This window comes from Pseudoduganella umbonata (assembly GCF_014192225.1).
Taxonomy (GTDB): Bacteria; Pseudomonadota; Gammaproteobacteria; order Burkholderiales; family Burkholderiaceae_D; genus Rugamonas; species Rugamonas umbonata.
Genome location: NZ_JACHXS010000009.1, coordinates 39,715 through 59,082 on the forward strand (window position 1 = coordinate 39,715; position 19,368 = coordinate 59,082).

The 19,368-nt window shown below is 56.6% G+C and carries 13 protein-coding genes, 1 tRNA gene and 1 pseudogene; 6 read left to right on the forward strand and 9 right to left on the reverse strand.

Annotation, left to right across the window (positions count from 1 at the left end; genetic code table 11):
• Positions 1–36: 36 nt before the first annotated feature.
• Entirely contained in the window at positions 37–1,272 is a 1,236-nt protein-coding gene (locus FHS02_RS21345; RefSeq protein WP_137316422.1) for a dsDNA nuclease domain-containing protein, read from the reverse strand.
• A gap of 825 nt (positions 1,273–2,097) precedes the next feature.
• Complete coding sequence (locus FHS02_RS21350; RefSeq protein ID WP_137316421.1) at positions 2,098–4,884, reverse strand: metallophosphoesterase; 2,787 nt, start codon at positions 4,882–4,884, stop codon at positions 2,098–2,100.
• 891 nt (positions 4,885–5,775) lie between these two features.
• Here FHS02_RS21350 and FHS02_RS21355 point away from each other — a divergent pair.
• The 5 genes and pseudogenes from FHS02_RS21355 (at position 5,776) to FHS02_RS21375 (ending at position 9,591) form a co-directional block, all read left to right on the forward strand.
• Positions 5,776–6,372, forward strand: a complete 597-nt coding sequence (locus FHS02_RS21355; protein WP_137316420.1) for a hypothetical protein — start codon at positions 5,776–5,778, stop codon at positions 6,370–6,372.
• Positions 6,373–6,448: 76 nt separating this feature from the next.
• Positions 6,449–6,940, forward strand: a complete 492-nt coding sequence (locus tag FHS02_RS21360) for a hypothetical protein (protein WP_137316419.1) — start codon at positions 6,449–6,451, stop codon at positions 6,938–6,940.
• A 33-nt stretch (positions 6,941–6,973) separates the two neighbouring features.
• Positions 6,974–7,696 (forward strand): hypothetical protein, encoded by a 723-nt coding sequence (locus tag FHS02_RS21365; RefSeq protein WP_137316418.1) that lies wholly within the window; start codon positions 6,974–6,976, stop codon positions 7,694–7,696.
• A gap of 370 nt (positions 7,697–8,066) precedes the next feature.
• Positions 8,067–8,982: pseudogene (locus tag FHS02_RS21370) on the forward strand (IS3 family transposase).
• 99 nt (positions 8,983–9,081) lie between these two features.
• On the forward strand, positions 9,082–9,591 hold the full coding sequence (locus FHS02_RS21375) for a hypothetical protein (protein ID WP_137316417.1): 510 nt from the start codon (positions 9,082–9,084) through the stop codon (positions 9,589–9,591).
• A gap of 562 nt (positions 9,592–10,153) precedes the next feature.
• On the opposite strand, the gene FHS02_RS21380 is transcribed toward FHS02_RS21375, so the two are convergent.
• The 5 genes from FHS02_RS21380 to FHS02_RS21400 all read right to left on the reverse strand — a co-directional run bounded on the left by FHS02_RS21380 (position 10,154) and on the right by FHS02_RS21400 (position 15,884).
• The gene (locus tag FHS02_RS21380; protein ID WP_175424919.1) at positions 10,154–11,917 is read right to left on the reverse strand and encodes a sensor histidine kinase; all 1,764 of its coding nucleotides are present in this window, start codon (positions 11,915–11,917) and stop codon (positions 10,154–10,156) included.
• 367 nt (positions 11,918–12,284) lie between these two features.
• Positions 12,285–12,641 (reverse strand): STAS domain-containing protein, encoded by a 357-nt coding sequence (locus tag FHS02_RS21385; protein WP_137316415.1) that lies wholly within the window; start codon positions 12,639–12,641, stop codon positions 12,285–12,287.
• Between the two features lie 7 nt (positions 12,642–12,648).
• Positions 12,649–13,515 carry an STAS domain-containing protein gene (locus FHS02_RS21390; RefSeq protein ID WP_137316414.1) on the reverse strand — a complete coding sequence of 289 codons (867 nt, stop codon included), beginning with the start codon at positions 13,513–13,515 and terminating at the stop codon, positions 12,649–12,651.
• A gap of 184 nt (positions 13,516–13,699) precedes the next feature.
• Complete coding sequence (locus tag FHS02_RS21395) at positions 13,700–15,031, reverse strand: sensor histidine kinase (protein WP_175424918.1); 1,332 nt, start codon at positions 15,029–15,031, stop codon at positions 13,700–13,702.
• A gap of 280 nt (positions 15,032–15,311) precedes the next feature.
• Positions 15,312–15,884: a PEP-CTERM sorting domain-containing protein gene (locus FHS02_RS21400; RefSeq protein WP_137316412.1), complete on the reverse strand. Its 573-nt coding sequence runs from the start codon at positions 15,882–15,884 to the stop codon at positions 15,312–15,314.
• Between the two features lie 292 nt (positions 15,885–16,176).
• On the opposite strand from FHS02_RS21400, the gene FHS02_RS21405 reads away from it, so the two are divergent.
• The gene (locus FHS02_RS21405) at positions 16,177–16,734 is read left to right on the forward strand and encodes a PEP-CTERM sorting domain-containing protein (RefSeq protein WP_137316411.1); all 558 of its coding nucleotides are present in this window, start codon (positions 16,177–16,179) and stop codon (positions 16,732–16,734) included.
• Positions 16,735–16,893: 159 nt separating this feature from the next.
• Here the strand turns inward: FHS02_RS21405 and FHS02_RS21410 are convergent.
• Positions 16,894–16,984 (reverse strand) — tRNA-Ser (locus FHS02_RS21410).
• A 338-nt stretch (positions 16,985–17,322) separates the two neighbouring features.
• Complete coding sequence (acs, locus tag FHS02_RS21415; RefSeq protein ID WP_137316410.1) at positions 17,323–19,320, reverse strand: acetate--CoA ligase; 1,998 nt, start codon at positions 19,318–19,320, stop codon at positions 17,323–17,325.
• Between the last annotated feature and the right edge of the window lie 48 nt (positions 19,321–19,368).

The window sequence follows — 19,368 nt, forward strand, 5'->3', positions numbered from 1 at the left end:
GATTTTGTAGCTAGGGCGCGAAGGAGTTTTCTAAAATTAGGCTGCGGCATTTTTCGTTACCTGGATTAGCAAATACGCGAAGACTTCGGTGTTCTTGAAGGCCGGATGGGACGCCGCTATCCTCGCGGTTTCCGCTTCCAGTGCGGGAAGCAACGAAGAGGATGCCAGGAGCGGAGGTGCTGCCTTGGCGCATTCGTCGATCAGGGCGAGCTCGTCGCCCCCCCACGTGCCGGATACGACGGCGGAGAAGTACTTCGTCACGCCGACGTCAATCGAAATACGCCTTAGCGGAGCAAGCCCTTCCAGCAGCAGACCGTCAAGAACCTTGTCGAGGTACGATTTCAGGTCGGGAACGCCTTTGAGATCGGCAAGCGCAGAGTTCAGCTCGGCCATCGAGTATCCCCGCTGGCGACGCAGTTCCTCAAACGACACCACGGGCTGGGTCTGTCGTCCGAGGGCACTGAGCTGCGCGAAGAGAGCGTCCACGAACGCTTTCGCTTGGCCTGCGCTCGCCGGTAGATGCTTGCTGAGGTAAGCCGTAGCCGCGCCGAGAGCCATTAGGTGAGGGTCGTCCGGGTGCAGGGTGGTTTTTCGCAAGGCGAGCCGTTTGAGGTCCGGGACTTCTCCCGGAGCCGCGTGGAGCAGGGCTAACCCCTCGGCCAAAGGTAACGCGTGCGAAGCGTCAAGCTCCGACGCCAGGCATTTGAGCAGTGCCGAGGCTGATCCACTCGTGACTAACGGAAGGTCGCAGCCCGCGTTCGACACGAAGTGAGCGTTGGCTTCTAAATGCTGGACGGCTAAGCCAGCCTTATACAATTTGCCGAGAGGGCTCTTTCCTACCTTTGACAAAGTGGGGAATACTTTTTTCTTCGTTCGGCCGTCTGGCTTCAGCAAGCCCGTCAGTTCGTTGAACGACCACTCGCCACTGTCTTTCTTCTTGATCTGGTATATATCAACGCGGCTGGGTGCCGTTTCGGAATCGAACTCGGCGACGTCCTGGATCGACTCGAAAAGCAAGAGGAAATCGGTCGAGCCGTCTTGTTTGAGCTCGAATATACGGAGGATCGCCCAGTAGCGCTGGAAGTCCACCCCCTTCTGCCCATGACCACCCCCAGCTTCCGCCAGCTCAGGATCCTGGCTCAGGGAAAATATTTCGATGAATTTTTCTTCCGCTAGCGCCATATGTAAAGTTGGAAAGCATCGTTCGTCAATGTGTATGGGGCCCCTTTTGGGGTTGCTCAGCGCAACTGTTGGTAATTTATCAGTAAGCATGCACACTGACAATTTTTGTTAGCTGTCATGAGGATCAAGGCTTGTCAGGTCAAGGGGCTCATTGAACATTCCTGTGGCGGGCGCGCATGTCCTGCTCATATGACTTGAACGGCATATCCGGCCCGAAGATCATAGAGGAGCCCGAACCCGGACGTACCGGAGTATCGCGGCGACGTTGCAAAAGCGCAGCCAAAAACGTGTGCCAGCCGCAATTGTCGATTACCTCCTGAGAGCAGCCTATGCTTGAAAAAGCGCATTTTAGGCAGCGGCGCTTACTGATTTTTTCGATCTTCTAACCTGACAGATAGAGCTCGTGAGCAAGTACTCCACCGACGGAAGACCTTGTAAGGCTAATCGGTGAGATACACGATGTTCGTCTTGAAAACCCTTGTGTCGGTGGTTTGATTCCGCCCCGGGGCCACCAAGAACATCGTTCACACAACACCCACTCATGCAAGTGGGCTTGTCGTTTATAGAGTTTGCAGTCCCAGGCTCTGGTCTATTTCCGGTGCTCCCTTGTCAACAAGCGACTGGATCGTCCAATTGCCCAAAAGCACTGCTTAGATAGCTTCAGTGAAAAGATTTCTACGTTCACCGGTCCAATGCTACCGCTCTAATGAGTCTATAATGTGCTGGCGTTTGTGTTGACAGAATCAGGACGCTGCTTCGGTCTGTCTTCTGTCTTTTACGTCTATCTGAGGAAATTGGGCTAGTTCTCCATTGCTCATAGAATAGCCCCCGTGGTTAAAGCTGGGGACAACCTGAAAAAATTCGACTCGCAGTAGCTTATTGAAAATTTGTCAGGTGTCTTTGATAAACGCGTATTTATTGCCCAAGAAGTCGCCGCAGCGCCGCAAACCTAAACTGAGCAGGATTTCCAATTCTTTCTGCTACGGAATCGTTTAGAGACCCCTCCACAATCGCAGCATTCAATCCAGCTTGCATCCAAGCAAGTCCCTCTGTAACGTCCACTGGCGTCCCCCATGAAATCGATTCTTGCTGGTGAATTCTAAGGAATGAAAGATTCTTCTTATTCTGGCTAAGAAGCAATCCCAAAAACGCACATCCAGCCCGCGCTCGATTAAAATCATCCCGTCGATACAAACGGTTTAATTCTTCAAATGCCTTGGCAAGATTTGCAAACGCGAGGCTCGCGTCTTCTCCCCCTAGCGTACTTGGGCTCAGATCATCAGATATAGAATATGCTGTCAACCCGACATTGGAGACGTAGTCATTTAATATTCCACAAATGGTACCCCATTCCAACCAGACAGCTCGATTATCCCGCTTTTTTAACGACATTAAATACAGGACATCAAAAGCTCCATCGAGATCGCCGGACTCGCGCTTGAGTCGTGCAAGATTTACAGCGTAATAAACATTATCAGGGACGACCTCTAACATTTTCTCCGCGATTCTGACAGCCATTTCTGCATGTCCGTTTTGAACGAAATGCTTCGTTAAGGTGTAGTTCCAATCTTCTAATTCTTGCAATCGAACATTTTTGATCGACCTTAATCTTACTGCGCTGCAAGCAAGCAATATGTAGAGGCTTTCCAAGTCCTCTCCGTCATCACTACAAACTTCAAGCGCAGCCTTAGCTATGCGTCTGTGCCTTGTTCGTAAATATGCGCCACCACTTGCCGCTGCCTCGGCTGCAAGCGGCCACAAAACATCTTGCTGCATTGTCAACCTATCACACCCTATTGATTCCTGGAGGACGTTGGTGGAAAGGAAATTTAGGCCCTCTGCGTGCATTGCCGAAATAAGACGGAATGCGCCTCCAACTGTACCTCCCGACGGCAATGTCATATTGTCGAATCGTTGCAGGAGAGCTCGCATATGCGAACGCAAGTCTTTTCCATGGCGCAGGGTCAGTAATGCACCGAAGAATGCTCCTTCATCAAATCCGTCGTCCTTGGCGGCGTGAATTAACCGCTGCGCCAGCGCGTCCGGCTTGAGTCCATGTAACGAAGAGTCGTTAGAACTCGCACCAAAATGCAACCATGCTTCCGCAAGAGATGTTGCATCTTCCTCTGTAAGCCCTGCCAGACGTGTCGATTCAAACCGAGAAAAGGAATTCCATACAATAGTATCCCCTTTGGCAAGTTTCCAGTCAGAATCATGCGCCGCAATGACAAATTGGACGTTGCAATTGCCAGCGCGCTTTAGACTTTGTGCCAGCCTCGCTAAATCATCAACGATCATATCGCCGTGGTCGGTTGCTATTAACCAATTCGGTTTTGTGGCTAACATTTTCTCAAATGCCTGCACATTGAGTGAGACACTGTCATCCTGGTGCCAGAATACCCCAATATCTGGATTGGCCCGAACGACTGCCACGACGATTTGCCTGAGTGCCATAGATTTTCCTTCGGCTGCAGGCCCATGCAGTAAGGAAATTTGAGGGCGGTCTTCACCCTTGAAGCTGGTAACTTTCCTAAGCAAAGCCTTAGTTTGGCAGCGCAACGGAAACTGGGGAGAAATCGCCAATGCCCAATCCGGCTCTGCCCCATCAAAGAAACGTTGCGCTTCCTGCTGGTCAATTTCACGCGCAAAAGAATTCAATATTTCGGCATCAAGTACCTTCCACCCGGGTATTTGAACTGAAATATTGGAAAGGAGAGGTGCTCTCATCCCCGGCAGCGAAAAACGCCACCAGTCGGTTTCGCCAATTCGACGTTTCTGTGTAATGGCACTCATGTCTGGTGGCCACTCCCCGTTGACCCAGTACCGAGGTGAAATACGCACCTCCCCGGCTTGAGGGTCCAAATCCCCCCAAGAAAATCCATTTATCCACGGTTCCCCTTCGCGAGCTTGAAAAGCAGCTCCCGCTTGCAAAGTCAGGAAATGGTCTGCCATGCTTTCCTCGACTCGACCTTCGGACTTATGCATATGTCCATGTAAATAAATGACATTATGTTGAGCGAACAAACGTCGAATGTTTGCTTCCTCGTTCTCATTCCACCATGAGAGAGGGTGGTGACCAAGGATTATCTTTATTTGACACCCTTCAGCCTTCTTTAATGCTGACTCAACCAAACGATAACCCGGCGTTAACTTGTTCTTATCTTGGTCATTTTTGCAAAGCCAAGCAGTATTTAGCCCAATAACGGCAACTTGGACACCAGCCAAACTTCTGATGTGGAATGCGGTCCCCTCGCTCTTCGCCAACCAGTCTGGGGAAATTCCGCTCGCAGCCATCAATTTTTTATAGTTTTTGAACCGGGGCACAATTTGGTCTCGTGCGGCTTTCCCAATTTTGTCAGCATCAAAAAATTTGCTAGAAGCGGCTAATGGAGCGGTGCTATCCAACGTGTCGGTACCGGGCCGCTCAACGTCGTGGTTTCCTGGGACAGGAAAAACTATTGTACTTACATCAAACTTTTCTTGTAATGGGATAAGAAAATCCTTACGGAACGACTCATATTCGCGCTTCTGTCCCTTATTGGCAATGTCGCCCGTAAGAAAAACATAATCCGGAACGAACTCCTTTTCATTTTTCCAGCGTTCAATCTCTCTGATAATTTCAGTGAATAATCGCCGCTGTTCATAGGCGTCTTTACCAACATGAAAATCAGAGAGGTGTAACCAACGAATAGTGGGCGGCATGATTCTTTCGGCTTGTCCGTGTATGACCCTCTATTCTGCATGCTACTTATGGAAATAACAAGGTTTTTTCATTCGTTTAGGAAAGCGCTAATCAATCCGCTCCCCTGCCGATGTTGAAGCGCTGTATGGAACCCTCCATGTCCACTTCCCACATCACTGCTTGCTCATGTTTTCGTGCCGCTTCTCTACGCCTTATAGCCAGCATCGCCAGCGCGGCCTTCTCGCTGCGATCTAGCAGCGCGTGCGCCTGCGTTACGTTGCCGACATTACTAGCCGTACCGGTGACGATGTGCAACAAACCCTAGGCAGCATCGACACCGATGTGGCCTGCATGCCAAAGTATCAATAGTTGCCTGTCCGTGACTGGTGCATTGCTGGATCGCGCCTTGTTATTCGTCGAATGCCTTCCCTGTCCTTGCGCTCGAACGTGAAAGTGCTAGGTACCGGCGAACCAGCGCAATGCACGTCACCGAATCGGCGGCAATTTCGTATATATATTATTTTGATGGCTGATTTCAGCCAAAGCCCGAGCATTAACAAGCTCAGGATTTTTACATTCCAAAGGACAAAAGGTACATTTCGGTACATGATGAATATCACGGCAAAACCGACCTGGCAATGGCCAGGCAAGAATACAACGACACGTTCGCTCGCTGCACAAACTGGCAACGTAGGGAGCTCTGCCCTCAAACACGCATTAATGCCACGCAGCTTGGACCTGACCTTCTCGCTGAAGTATCGGCGCTAAACCAACTGCACATTACATCCGTTCGCTAGTCGCGTCGCACAGGCGGCGCATGCATAGCTTTAACCACGAAGGCTTATGACATCACCTTAGTCATAAGCCTTTCCTTATTCGTACTGACTACATTCGAATAACTGGAGAGCAAAATGAGCAAGAACACTCCTGCAATTAAGCCGTCCAACGCCCCCCAACCCGCTGCTGGCGCAAGTGGGTGCATCGAGGTCGCCCTTACTCCATTTTGGCTTCTCAATGCCGGGACTGCCAAGAAGCTAGGCCAGCACAGCGCTGGCATCCTCAATTATCACGTCCTCGCAGATAACAATCGCGTCGGTCTCCTTATTGCAGTAACGCGAAACGAAGGTGGTGGCTACTTCAGTCGTGAACGGGTTCCCTTCCGTACGATCGTGGCGTGCCTCGAAAGGTACAAATCAGGCAAGCCTTCTTTCGTTTCAAAGGTGCTCAAGAACGCTTTCATATCTAAGTCGGCCAACAATGCAGGCTTCCTGTGTGCGGTACTGCATGCACTCGGCCTGCTCGCGGCGGCACCTGAAGCTAAGACTCAGCACATTGTTATTGGCAACTGGCCACTCTGGGAGAAGACCATGCTCGCTGAGACTGGCACACGCATCGAGTTGCCAGCTGAAATTGGCGACGAAAATCAGGTCGAAAGGGATGCTGTACCGGATAATAAGCAACAGAAGAAGATGCTCGAAATCCCCGCCAAAAGCCCTAATAATAGCTAGCGGCGCGATGATTACAGGGTCGCATCTTGTCGCGCTAGCCGCTGCCGAACGGCTCCCACATGGGCTGCTGCATTGGATGATCGGCGTCCACGGCCTCTATATCTATGGGGGGCTGCTCAAGAGGATCATCGATCCGGCGTCCACCGCCCCCCTCGGTGACGTGGACGTGATCGCACTCGATGCCAAGGTCATGGCGGTCATGACCGAACGGTTCGGTATCGTCTTCAGGCGGGTGAACACAGCCATTACCCGCACGCCCTACTTCATCGGGAAGGCGGGCCAAGGAAACGCGAAGATCGTTCACCTTGCATTGCTGCACTCGCACGAGCAAGCAATGCGATACGTCATGAACAACCAGTTCGATATCGACCGTCTTGCCCTCTCCGACCACCATTTAATCTGCGATCCAAGCCTTGACCTCAATGCGATCTGCAATGCGATCCGATGCAGGCGCGCCACCCGCGTCCAGAGCACGCGGGACATGACCCTTTACGCGAAAACCCGGCCGCAAATCGAGCAGCATTACGAGGCGCGCCTAAGAAGCAAGGGCTACCTCGTCATCGACTAAATCCCGCGCCCCCAACAGAAATAGGAATCCAATATGTCTGCAACCATTTACGTTACCCGGCGGTCCTTCGCCACTATGACCCTGATCGCGCCGCTCGACTATTACGACAGAGTGACCCTCTCAGACGATCCCGCGACCGATCCGAGCGACAAGGAAGGCTACTATCTCAAGAATCTCTCGCACTTGGCCGTCTCGATTCTGCCCGACAATGCACACGTCGCTGTGCACCTCAATGCCGGCGCGCCCGAAGTGAGCTTCCCGACCGAGCTTCGCGGCTGCATCTTCGAGCACGCGCCGCATCTTCCCCCCAACTACCAACGCATCGTCGCATATTGGTCAGGCACACCGATCAACGCAGACGACGATTGCGCAATCTACTACCAATGCCCCACACAGCGTTACGAGGTACCGATGGCGAACCCGGAAGGTGGTTCCGAATTGATCGCCTCCCAGGACAACGCACGGCCCATCGACGCCCTCGTTTCCGAAGGCGTCGTCGTGTCTATCGTCGGTCTCAGCGCACTACTCGCCGATGCTGCTGACGACGATTTCGTGTCGGTGGTACTGCCTATCGATGATGATCTACTTGGCTTGGACAACGGTGGCTTCCTCGCCGAAAGCGTCTACAGCGTGACCTCGAAGCGTGTTGAACGCATCTTTCTCCAAGTGGCCGACATCAGGCGGTCGCCCGACCCGCAAAGTATTTACATCGACATCCTGCGCTACGAGGAACTTGATTATGGTTTTTACTACTAGTTGTCTTCTCAGCCGTGACTGTGCAATCGGCAAGCCGTTCGCGCTGCCGGCTTTCCCTATACCGTTCGGCAAGCGCGTACTGAACAATTCGTGCGTACGGTACTTTCTTCAAGCCGTTTCCGGCAGTATCAAGCCGTCCTTGTTGTGCGTGCTAAGGTCTTGATCCCTCGCCCAGCAATCCAATGAAGAAATAGTCGATCTGGACGGTATGCCGCAAGGCGTAGCCGTCCCTGCCGCATCGCGACGTGCGCCAATGCTCACCAAACCTTGCAAGCCGCTACCTGACGACCATCGACTGCGCAGGATACTGGGCTTCCCCCATGACGACGAACTCTTTCGATAGGTATCATGTCACTATCGGAGGTTTTTCATGGCACGTCAACGCAGGTCGTTTTCTGAAGAGTTTAAGCGCGAAGCTGTAAAGCTGGTCGACCTGTCCGGCGCAAGCAAATCGGGGAGCCTGTTGGCCCGCTGGTACCGGGAGGAAGAAGCTGGCAGATCGCCCGCTGCAAAGGCGTCCAATGCTGTGTCGGCAGAGGAGTACGAGCGTATGCGCCGCGAGCTCGCAAAGGTCAAGACGGAGCGCGATATATTAAAAAGGCGCTCGGCTACTTCGCTGCAGAGCCCAAGTGAAGTACGCCTTTATTGCCAAGCATAGGGCAATCTGGCCTACCCGAACCATGTGTCGGGTCCTTGGTGTTTCCCACAGCGGCTTCTGTGACTGGTTTGAGCGGCCACCCAGTGAACGTGACCAGGAAAACGAGCGCCTGCTTAAGTCCATTTGTCTGAGCCATCAGGCTAGCGATAACACGTATGGCTCTCCTCGTGTCTTCCGTGATCTGCATGATGCAGGCCATGCATGTAGCGAGAACCGCGATCTGTTTTCCCGCCGCGTGGTGGGTTGGTCGATGCAGCCGACGATGACGTCACAGCTTGTGATGGATGCCTTGCTGATGGCAGTGTTTCGACGTGGCCGGCCCAAGTCAGTGCTGCACCATTCCGATCAAGGACCGCAATACACCAGCGAGAACTTCCAGCGTCTGCTTAATTCACATGGCATCGTATGCAGCATGAGCCGTCGCGGAAATTGTTGGGATAACGCGGCAATGGAGAACTTTTTCTCGACGATGAAAACAGAGCGCTTGGCCAAACGGCACTACAAAACTCGCGATGAACTACGCGCTGATGTGTTCGATTACATCGAGCGGCTCTACAACCCAAGACGCAGGCATTCAACGTTAGGCTACATCAGTCCAGTACAATCCGAGAACTTAAAAAGCGCCTAGCAGGAAGTGCCCGTCAAATCGTGGGGAGGCCAGTAACATTAACTTCAACGAGCAGGTGGCCGGCAAGCCTAAGCTCAAGAACGATGACCTTAAGGACAAATGAATAAAATACAACAGCTCATCTATGTAACCTTAGCGCCGAAAGTGATAGAGCGGTTGTCCCAAGAACTTTCAGTAAGAATAACAACCGAAGAAATGTTGCTTACCCTGGTCACTCAAACCGCGAAGGAGTTGCAAGAGGTCGCTGAGCTGGACCTCACATACGAGTCCATCAAAGCAATTTACGAGAAACGCGACGCATTCAAGTCGCTCTCGAAGGTACTTGCGACCATCGAACTGTCAGAGAGTATTATTCCTGACGGAGTTGAGCGGGCCTTATACGAACAGCAAGTGAAGCACAAAGGAGAAGTTTGGGTGATTCACAAAAACGACGCTGACCCTCACCCATCCATTCCACATGCTCACAATTACGATGCGAACCTCAAGCTTCATTTGGGGAATGGCGATCTCTACAAAAAAAGGAATATCGTTGGAAATATCGGCAAGAAGGCTTTGATGGCCCTCCGTGAGAAAATCGTTGGTATCGATCTTCCCACGCTGGCAACGTAAATGCCCTTGCGGCTCCTTTGCATCAGACTCAAGTGCTACCGAAATGCTCGTACAATTACGAATGTGATCTAGTTTTGAATACTGCGGTCAAAACCATATCTTGGATTTTCATCCATCTTTCCTCGAATGCGGTATCTACAATTCGGGCATGGTTGCATCGACTCGCACGCACGCTCGGACGGCAGCGAATTTAATATGCAATCCTCCCGATACGCACTTCGGGATAAGCTGCTGGTTGCAAAAAATTTGGACTTAGTATGGGCATCAAATTGCACCGTTGCATCGTGCCGCACTGCGAAAAAGCATGATAAGTGCGGGATTTGCAATGCTTCGTGTCGCGTTACTATTGGTGACGGCGCGCCCTCGCGAGCGACGCCGTTGAGGTGCCGCCGCGCGCAAGCGGGGCCGGCACCTCAACGACAATGGGCGATTCGAAGAGGGCTGTGCGTGCACGCTACGCCCTTCGAATCTCCGCGCAGGCCCCTTGCTCTCTGCGCCCAGAATGCAAAACAGCCACCCGAAGGCGGCTGTTTTGCGATTTACCCTGTTGGTCGCCGTCAGCTCAGCCCACGCACATCGCCGCTCCAACCCGCGGCAACGTCACCTCCAACTGACACCCCATCCCCACCCCATCGCTCTTCGCACTAACCACCCCACCATGCAGCTGCACCAGACTCCTCGCCAGCGCCAGCCCAATCCCCAGCCCGCCCTGGCTCCGGTCCAGCCCCTGCACACCCTGTGAAAACAGATCAAACGCACTATCGATCAGCTCCGAAGACATCCCAACACCGTTATCCCGGATCGAGACCGTCAACGTCCTGGCCTGCGCCTCGAGAAGCAGTTCGATACGTCCGCCATCCGGTGTGTACTTCGCAGCATTCCCGAGCAGGTTAGCGAACACTTGCACCAGCCGTTTGCGGTCGCCTCTCACCATCACCTGCACGGGCGCGAGCAGCACATCCAGGTGATGCTGGTGCCGTGTGACGAGTGGCCGGACCTGTTCGATGGCGTCGGCGATCACGTCCCTGATGTTCAGTTCCGCGGTGTCCAGTTGCACCTTGCCGCGCGTGACCCTTGAAACGTCGAGCAGGTCGTTGATCAGCGAGGTCATGTGCCCGGCCTGCCTGGCGATGATCGCACCGGTACGCCGCACGACGCCTTCATCGAAATGGAAGTTGGACAGGATGGCTGCCGCCGACATGATCGGTGCGAGCGGGTTGCGGAGCTCGTGCGCGAGCATGGCAAGGAACTCATCCTTCTTCTGGTCCGCCATGCGCAGTGCGCTCTCGGCGTCGATACGGTCCGTGATATCCATCTGCGCGATGACGGCGCCGATGATCGCACCGATCTCGTCACGCACCGGGCGGCCCGAATTGAGCACGGTGCGGCGGGGCGTGGCCGCATCGAATGGCGCGATCTCGATCACCTGGCGGGGCGATTCCTCGCCAAGCAGGGCCCGCGCCAGCGACCATTCATGTGGCGCAAGCGGTTGTCCATGCCGCACTGAGCCATCGGCCCACCATCCCCGCCATGGTTGACCTGGCCCGAGGTCGGTGGCCTCGGGATGTAGTCCGAGCATCCGGCGATTTTCAGCGTTCATCTTGACGATCGCACCGTTGGCATCGGCGATGACAATGCCGACAGGCGCGGCCTCCAGCAGCGCATCGGTGCGCCTGCGCTCGGCTTCGGCCTGGCGGGACACTTCCAGGGCACGCCGCTGGCTCTCGCGCAGTTCGCCCTGCACCTGTGCCTGCCGGGCGATCAGCACTGCCTGGTCCTTCACTACCTTGCGCAACTCGATCTGGCTCATGATCTGCTGGGCGAGCGTGGCCAGCACGAACTGCTGCTGCTGCGTCAGGCCTTCCGGCCGCGGTTCCACGTCGAGCACACACAAGGTGCCCAACGGGATGCCTGCCTTCGTTTTCAACAGCTGGCCGGCGTAGAACCGCAAGCGCGGCTCTCCGGTCACCAGTGGATTGCGGGCGAACCGCGCATCTTCCCGCGTATCGGGCACGATCATCAGCTGGTCTTCGAGTAATGCAAACTTGCAGATCGAATCGTCGAGCGGCATTTCGCGGGTGCCCAGGCCCACTTCCGACTTGAACCACTGCCGGTTCTTTGCAATCAGGTTGACGGCGGCAATCGGCGCATCGAGCAGCTGGCTGGCGAGCTTGACGACGTCGTCGAACGCCTGCTCCGCAGGCGTGTCGAGGATGTCGTAGGAATCGAGTACGGCAAGACGCTCGGTTTCGTCGTACTGGTCAGCGTCCACAATGGACCAGTGTCGGGCGAAGCTGCGCTCTCGCAAGCGCCAGCAGGCCGTCATGGGCCACCTCGACCTTGCAGTCCATCCATCGCACCAGCTCGGAAAGCTTGGTGGCGGCATCATGGCTATGGTCGACGACCATTACTTGGCGTAGTTTGTTCATATGTCCCCCGTGTTATCTATCGATCACCGGCGCGGTACATCGCACTACCCGGGCTGTGTCACTTTGAATCAGTATAGACAACGGACGAGCTGCCGGATGCCGTCCGGCGTGGGACGGAGACACCAGCCGTCGTAGGACGAGCGCCCTGTGTAACTTCAGGTATTACAAATGTAGGAATTGCGGCACCATGGCCAATGGCCGGGGGATGTCGTGGTCGGCGTACGTGAGCCGCACGCACGACCTTTATCGCCAGTCTTGAAGCGGTTAAGCCGCGTCGCGCTTTAGCAGCGCGATGCCTTTTTCGACGTTCAGGGCGGTCTGCACGCCATGCAGCGTGAGGCCGAGCTCGACGAGGGTGATGGCCACGGCTGGCTGCATGCCGACCAGCACCGTGCGCGCATCGAGGATACGCGCCATCGCCGCGGTGTTGCTGATCATCCTGCCGATGAACGAATCGACGATGTCCAGCGCCGAGATGTCGATCAGTACCCCGCTCGCGTGGTCCTTGACGATGCGCGAGGTCAGGTCATCCTGCAGCGTCATCGCGAGCCGGTCGTGCATGTCGACCTGGATCGTGACGAGCAGCAGGTCGCCCATTTTCAGGATGGGGATGTGCTCCATCGCCGCCTCAGTAAGACTGTTCGGCGCGCGTCACGTTCGCGCCCACGCGCTTCAGGGCTACCAGGAACGCATCGGCCAGCGTGGCTTTCGTGGTCACGTCTTCCAGGTTGACGCCCAGGTGCACGATGGTCTGGGCGATCTGCGGGCGGATGCCGCTGATGATGCAGTCCGCGCCCATCAGGCGCGCCGCTGCCACTGTCTTCAGCAGGTGCTGCGCCACCAGCGTGTCGACCGTCGGCACGCCGGTGATGTCGATGATCGCGATCGATGCGCCGGTATCGATGATCTTCTGCAGCAGGTTTTCCATCACCACCTGGGTGCGGGCACTGTCCAGCGTGCCGATCAGCGGCAGCGCCAACACATCCTTCCACAGCTGCACGACGGGCGTGGACAGTTCCAGCAGCTCCTGCTGCTGGCGCATGATCACGCTTTCGCGGCCGCGCTGGTATTCCTCGATCGTGAACAGGCCCATGCGGTCGAACAGGCTGCCCGCTTCTGTCATCACGGCGGTGATCGTGTCCGGCTCATGCGCCATCGTCTGGCGTACCAGCGCGAACAGCGGTTCCTTCAACGAGAAGATGAACGCGGCCGTGTCGGTCGACGAATAGCCCTGGCGCACGCGCCCCATGGAGATCTCGGCCAATGTCTGGCGCACGTCCGCCCATGCAGGCGAGTCGAATTCATAGTTCTGGCTCTTCTCCACCGTGGCCGCAACCTCCGGCAGGAATCGCGTGGCCTGCTGGCGAATCTCTCCCTCGGCCACCTTGTCCCGGCGGACCATGCGGGACAACATCCCGCCCAGCCACACCTCCAGCAAGGTTGCCTGATGTTCGTTGAGGGTTTTGGCCAAAAGGCCTGTCGTTGCCATGCTCATGCATTCTCCTGGGTTATTGCCGGACTACTTGTGAGTGGCTTATCCAGTATCACACAGAAACAAGTTATCAATGCATTAATCGATGCGAGTGACCGGGACGATCGGTGGCCGACGTCCAAGGCAACATCCTGGGCGCGGGATATCGCTTCGATGCCTGAAAGGATGGCGGTGAGGCGGGCGGGACCTATTGCCCGCGATGACGGGGAAGCCGCACCGAGAAAGTGCTGCCGGCGTCTTTTCCATCGCTGTGTGCGGACACCGTGCCGGCATGGGCCTCGACCAGCCGTTTGACGAGTGCCAGTCCGAGGCCCAGGCCACTGTCGCGAGCGGCCACCGTCAGGTCAGCCTGGACATACAGGTCGAACATGGTGGGAATCAGCTGCGGATCGATGCCAATGCCATCGTCGGCGATTTCAACGACGGCGTGCTCCCCGTCGATCGCCAGGCGGATGCGGATTTCGCTGCCGGAAGGCGAGTATCGGCTGGCGTTGGACAGCAGGTTGCTCATCACCTGGGTCAATCGGGTACGGTCGCCGAGGACGACCGCGTCAGCGCATGCGACCATCCGGACGGCCTGCACCTTCGCGGCGATCAGCGCCCCCACCTGCTCGATGGCGGACTCCGTCACCTGCCCGAGGTCGATGACTTCGCGCCCGAGCGCCATCGTCCCGCGTTCGAAACGGGACACATCGAGCAGGTCTTCGGCGAGGCGGCTCATGTACCCTACCTGGCGCTTGACCAGTTTGCCGATGCTGGCGACGCGCGCGGCGTCGAGGTGGCTGGCGTTGATCAGCAGGTCGGCAGCGCCGTTGACCGCGGACAGCGGGCTTCGTAGTTCGTGGGCGAGGACGGCGAGGAACTCGCCCTTCTGCGCATCGGCCTTCACGGCAGCGGCATAGCGCACCTCATTGCTCAACTGGCGCTCTTCGAACTGGCGGGCCTGCCGTTCGAGCATATCGGCGCGTGCCGCCAGGACCGAGTTGTCCGCGGTAAGACCAGCGATCTTTTGATGCAATGGGTCCTGGTGAGGGGTGGAGCCCCGGCGCATATCGGCCGCGGATGCATCGACCTTGGCGAGTCCGGTAGCGAAGGAATCCATGGTCAGCGAACTGCTGGCCGGACACGCCCGCCACATGACGATGGAGCCGCCCGCCTGGTCATAGTCGATCGTATCGGCCCAATCGTTGGCGAGGCGCAGCGGCTCGGTCAGGGCGCTGCGGTCGAGAGGGTTCGCGGCCCCGGTCGCGATGGAGATACCCAGGCGCGTCGATGGCATCGCACCTCCCAGGCTGAACTGCAGGGTACCAGGGGCGCCGGACGACACCACGCTGCGAACGATATCGGAAACGATGGTACCCAGCCTCACCTGGTTCAACGAACTGAAGCCGCAGATCGCAGCGACCTGCAAGGCGCGCTGGCGTGCGGAAAAGACATCAAATTCGTTGTGTAGTTCAACGGTTAGCATAGGTGGGGGGCTGGCATGGCGGCGGCGAGTCGCATAAATGATGTGGATCAATGCATTCTAGCGTGAGGATGCCGCGAGATGTCGACAACTTCGCTGCAATAGTCGATGCTGGTGAGCTGGCTACAGTGCTGTTCAAGCCCAGGGTGCGTAGCCAAGAGGCGTTTCCGTGGGGGCGCTGTAGCGCTGTAAAGCGATTAATGAATTGCTTCAGGGGGGAAATTTACTGTGCGTGAGAAACAGTGCGGTTTCTACGCCGAAATGCACCGGACTTTTGTCCGCCCCCCTGCGCATTTCAGCTTTTTATTCAACATTCACCGGACGCATTCTCGATTCAGGATGCCGCAGTCTTCCTTCGCCGATGCGCAAGGCCAATAATGGACAGTCCAAGACCGAGCATCAAAACAGTTGCAGGCTCAGGGACGGAAACTACGCTGATTACTGTTTGATTGGTTGTTTCCCATGTCTTCGAGGCTCCTGGCTCGAACCAATCCCAGTATGCCTTTCCGTGGCCATCCCGACTGAGCCAGAAGGATCTCTGAAAATCAGTCCAATCTCCAGTTTCGCTATCGTAGGACTGATGCATCGTGGAAAATGCGAAATCTTGCGTATTTCGGTAGAAGAAATAGTAATCGTCAATCGTATAACGGTCAGTTTGGGTATTCGGGGTTATATAGTTGACTCCATTCACGACTAGAGCCGTGAACTCATCTCCCCTGATCTCGTTATCGCCATCCAGGTCTTCGCCAGTGAAACTGGCCTGAAACTTGGCGGACGGGTCCCAGACCAGCGAACCTCCTACGTCATCGTCATAGTTCGCCCCCTCATAGGAGAAGGATATCGTCACGGGTGCGGCGTGCGCGAAGGTCGCAGCTGTCAATAAGCAAGCAAATAAGGCTTTCTTCATTTTGATCTCCTTGAGTAGGGGATTTCATCTTACCGGACGCAAGGACCCATTTTCTTAACTTGCAATATGCTATCAGCAGATAGTATCCAGGCATTCTCTGTGACCAATATCCATTTCTCCCTTAGTACCGCTGAGCAGGTTGGTCGCCTGATTATCGTCGCCGTGCAGAGCGCTTATGTCGAAAATTCTTACATCATTGCAGCGCCGCTAGCCCAGGCAGTCGATAACCCCTTGTTTAATAAGCTTGGTACGCAATTTGCCTGCACAGTAATTTCACTCTTGGGGAACTCTGATGACTATAAGAAAGACGATCGTTGCAGCGGCATTCGCCCTGCTTGGCACCTCAGCCCATGCCGATATCACCCTAGACCCCCTGACCGGGGCCAGCAATATCTACGTGAACTGGGAAACGGAAGTCGGTACAGGTTTCTTCGTTCCTGTACAAATCTTCGGCGGGTCGTTTGGCAATAATGCATATATCACCGTCGACGCAGATGAAACCATCGATTTCTCGATTAGTGACGGAGGAATTCATGGGGACGCTTTTGCTCTGACACTCGACGGTGTGCTGCTCGCGCCCACTTCCGGCAATTTGGGGCCTGACACGCGCGGCCCTGGCGCCACTTCGTTCTACTCGGCGTTCTATGACGACATCGCGCTATCCGCCGGCAGCCATACGTTCAGACTTTACGTGACCGATGCCTGCTGTACGAGTGGTGGCACCTATGCATCCTTCTCGCCAGTCTCATCCGTTCCCGAACCGTCCTCGAACACAATGCTTGCAGCAGGATTGGGAATTACTGGTCTGGCTGCCCTGCGGCGAAACAGCGGCAGAAGGCGCCGCGCCTGAGCGGGGAGCGCCGTACCGGCGGGTGGGAATCGATGTGGCGCGGGTTTATTGGCCGCGTGATGGAAGAAAGTGAAGGAGCGTTCTACCGGACACGAGTACACGGCCGGTGAACAGTACAAATGGAAAGGGCCGCTATCGAAGCGGCCCTTGCAGTATCTGTGGCGGAGAGAGGGGGATTCGAACCCCCGTTAGGCTATGAACCTAAACACGCTTTCCAGGCGTGCGACTTAAACCACTCATCCATCTCTCCTGCATTCTCCCGCGTTGCGAGAGGCGCAGATTATAGCAGGTGGCCTGTAGAGTGCAAAGTTTTTTCGTGGAAAGGGACGGGGTTGGTCAATCGGTCCGGGGTTGGCTGCGCTTGGGCTCTGTACGGGAGAGCAAGAACAGGAACTGCCGGGAGCACGACTGCCGCGGGCTGACGAACCGGGGACAGGCACCAACCGCGAGAACCGGTGCCTTTCCCCTACGCTATGGGTGCGCTGCGAAACCCCTGCTCTGTCCGTGGCTAAAGAACCGGGGACAGACCCCAAGCGAGAAAACCGGGGTCAGTCCCCTCGCGCTATCGAAGCGCGAGGCACAAAGCGATCAGGCAGTCTCTTTGAGCTGCTCCAGAATCGCCGGATTCTCCAGCGTGGAAACGTCCTGGGTAATCGATTCGCCCTTGGCCAGCACACGGAGAAGGCGCCGCATGATCTTGCCCGAGCGCGTCTTCGGCAGGTTGTCACCGAAGCGGATCTCCTTCGGCTTGGCAATCGGCCCGATCTCCTTGCCCACCCAGGTCCGCAGCTCGGCGGCGATCTTCTTGGCATCCTCGCCAGTTGGCCGAGCCTGCTTCAGCACGACGAACGCGCAGATCGATTCGCCGGTGGTGTCGTCCGGCTTCCCAACCACGGCAGCCTCGGCCACCAGCGGATTGGCGACGAGAGCGGACTCGATCTCCATCGTGCCCATACGGTGCCCGGAAACATTCAGCACGTCATCGATGCGGCCGGTGATGGTGAAGTAGCCGGTGTCCTTGTTGCGGATCGCGCCATCGCCAGCCAGGTAGTACTTGCCGCCCAGCTCCTCGGGGAAGTAGCCGGCCTTGAAGCGGTCTGGATTGTTCCAGATGGTGCGGATCATCGATGGCCACGGGCGTTTCACGACCAGGATGCCGCCCTGCCCGTTCGGCACGTCAGCACCGGATTCGTCGACGATGGCCGCCATGATGCCCGGCAGCGGCAGGGTGCAGGAGCCCGGTACCATCGGCGTGGCGCCCGGCAGCGGCGTGATCATATGGCCGCCCGTTTCCGTTTGCCAGAACGTGTCGACGATCGGGCACTTTTCGCCGCCCACGTTCCGGTAGTACCACATCCACGCTTCCGGGTTGATCGGCTCGCCCACGGTGCCCAGCAGGCGCAGCGACGACAGGTCGAAACTCTTCGGGTGTACTTTCTCGTCGGCGTCCGATGCCTTGATCAGCGAGCGGATCGCGGTTGGGGCCGTGTAGAAGATCGACACCTTGTGCTTTTGCACGGTTTCCCAGAAGCGGCCGGCGTGCGGGAACGTCGGGATGCCTTCGAAGATCACCTGCGTGGCGCCGACAGCCGTCGGACCGTAGGCGATGTAGGTGTGGCCGGTGACCCAGCCGATGTCGGCGGTGCACCAGTACACGTCGCTGGGCTTGATGTCGAAGGACCACTTCATCGTCAGCGCGGCCCACAGCAGGTAGCCGCCGGTGGCGTGCTGCACGCCCTTCGGCGTGCCGGTGGAGCCGCTGGTGTACAGGATGAACAGCGGGTGCTCCGCTTCCACCCATTCCGGTTCGCATTCGGCGGCCTGGTTGTCGACCAGGTCGGACAGCCAGATGTCGCGGCCCTCGGTGAAGCCGATGTTGCCGCCGGTGCGCTTGTAGACGACCACGTTTTTAATCGTGTCGCAGCCGCCCATGGCCAGCGCTTCGTCGACGATGGCTTTCAGCGGCAGCTGCTTGCCGCCGCGCGATTGCTCGTCGGCGGTGATCACGGCCACGGCGCCGGCGTCGATGATGCGCTCCTGCAGGCTCTTGGCCGAGAAGCCGCCGAACACCACGGAGTGCGTGGCGCCGATGCGGGCGCAGGCCTGCATCGCGGCCACGCCTTCGACCGACATGCTCATGTAGATCACCACGCGATCGCCCTTCTTGATGCCGAGCGATTTCAGGCCGTTGGCGAACTTGCACACTTTCGCGTGCAGGTCTTTATAGGTGACGTTGGTGACGGTGCCGTCGTCCGCCTCGAAGATGATGGCGGTCTTGTCGGCGTTGCCGTTCTGCAGATTGCGGTCCAGGCAGTTGTACGACACGTTCAGCTTGCCGTCCTCGAACCATTTGTAGAACGGCGCGTTGTCTTCGTTCAGCGTGCGGGTGAACGGCGTTTGCCAGTCCACGTTTTCGCGCGCCAGGCGGGCCCAGAAGCCCTCATAGTCGCGCTCGGCCTCGGCGCACAGCGCGTTGTAGGCCTCCATGCCGGATACGGCGGCGTTGGCCGTGAAGTCCGCGGGCGGGTTGAAAACGCGGGATTCGACGTGGCCCTGCTGACCTTCTTGTTCCGTAGCTGCGTTCATGCTTTGTCTCCATCGTGGTAGTTATTTGCCATGACAGTAAGGCGGGGC

Coding starts and splice junctions, on each gene's coding strand:
- FHS02_RS21350 (WP_137316421.1), bottom strand. CDS start 4,884: ATGCCGCCCACTATTCGTTGGTTACACCTCTCTGATTTTCATGTTGGT.
- FHS02_RS21400 (WP_137316412.1), bottom strand. CDS start 15,884: ATGAAGAAAGCCTTATTTGCTTGCTTATTGACAGCTGCGACCTTCGCG.
- FHS02_RS21385 (WP_137316415.1), bottom strand. CDS start 12,641: ATGGAGCACATCCCCATCCTGAAAATGGGCGACCTGCTGCTCGTCACG.
- FHS02_RS21405 (WP_137316411.1), top strand. CDS start 16,177: ATGACTATAAGAAAGACGATCGTTGCAGCGGCATTCGCCCTGCTTGGC.
- FHS02_RS21390 (WP_137316414.1), bottom strand. CDS start 13,515: ATGAGCATGGCAACGACAGGCCTTTTGGCCAAAACCCTCAACGAACAT.
- FHS02_RS21355 (WP_137316420.1), top strand. CDS start 5,776: ATGAGCAAGAACACTCCTGCAATTAAGCCGTCCAACGCCCCCCAACCC.
- FHS02_RS21365 (WP_137316418.1), top strand. CDS start 6,974: ATGTCTGCAACCATTTACGTTACCCGGCGGTCCTTCGCCACTATGACC.
- FHS02_RS21375 (WP_137316417.1), top strand. CDS start 9,082: ATGAATAAAATACAACAGCTCATCTATGTAACCTTAGCGCCGAAAGTG.
- acs (WP_137316410.1), bottom strand. CDS start 19,320: ATGAACGCAGCTACGGAACAAGAAGGTCAGCAGGGCCACGTCGAATCC.
- FHS02_RS21360 (WP_137316419.1), top strand. CDS start 6,449: ATGATCGGCGTCCACGGCCTCTATATCTATGGGGGGCTGCTCAAGAGG.
- FHS02_RS21380 (WP_175424919.1), bottom strand. CDS start 11,917: ATGACGGCCTGCTGGCGCTTGCGAGAGCGCAGCTTCGCCCGACACTGG.
- FHS02_RS21345 (WP_137316422.1), bottom strand. CDS start 1,272: ATGCTTACTGATAAATTACCAACAGTTGCGCTGAGCAACCCCAAAAGG.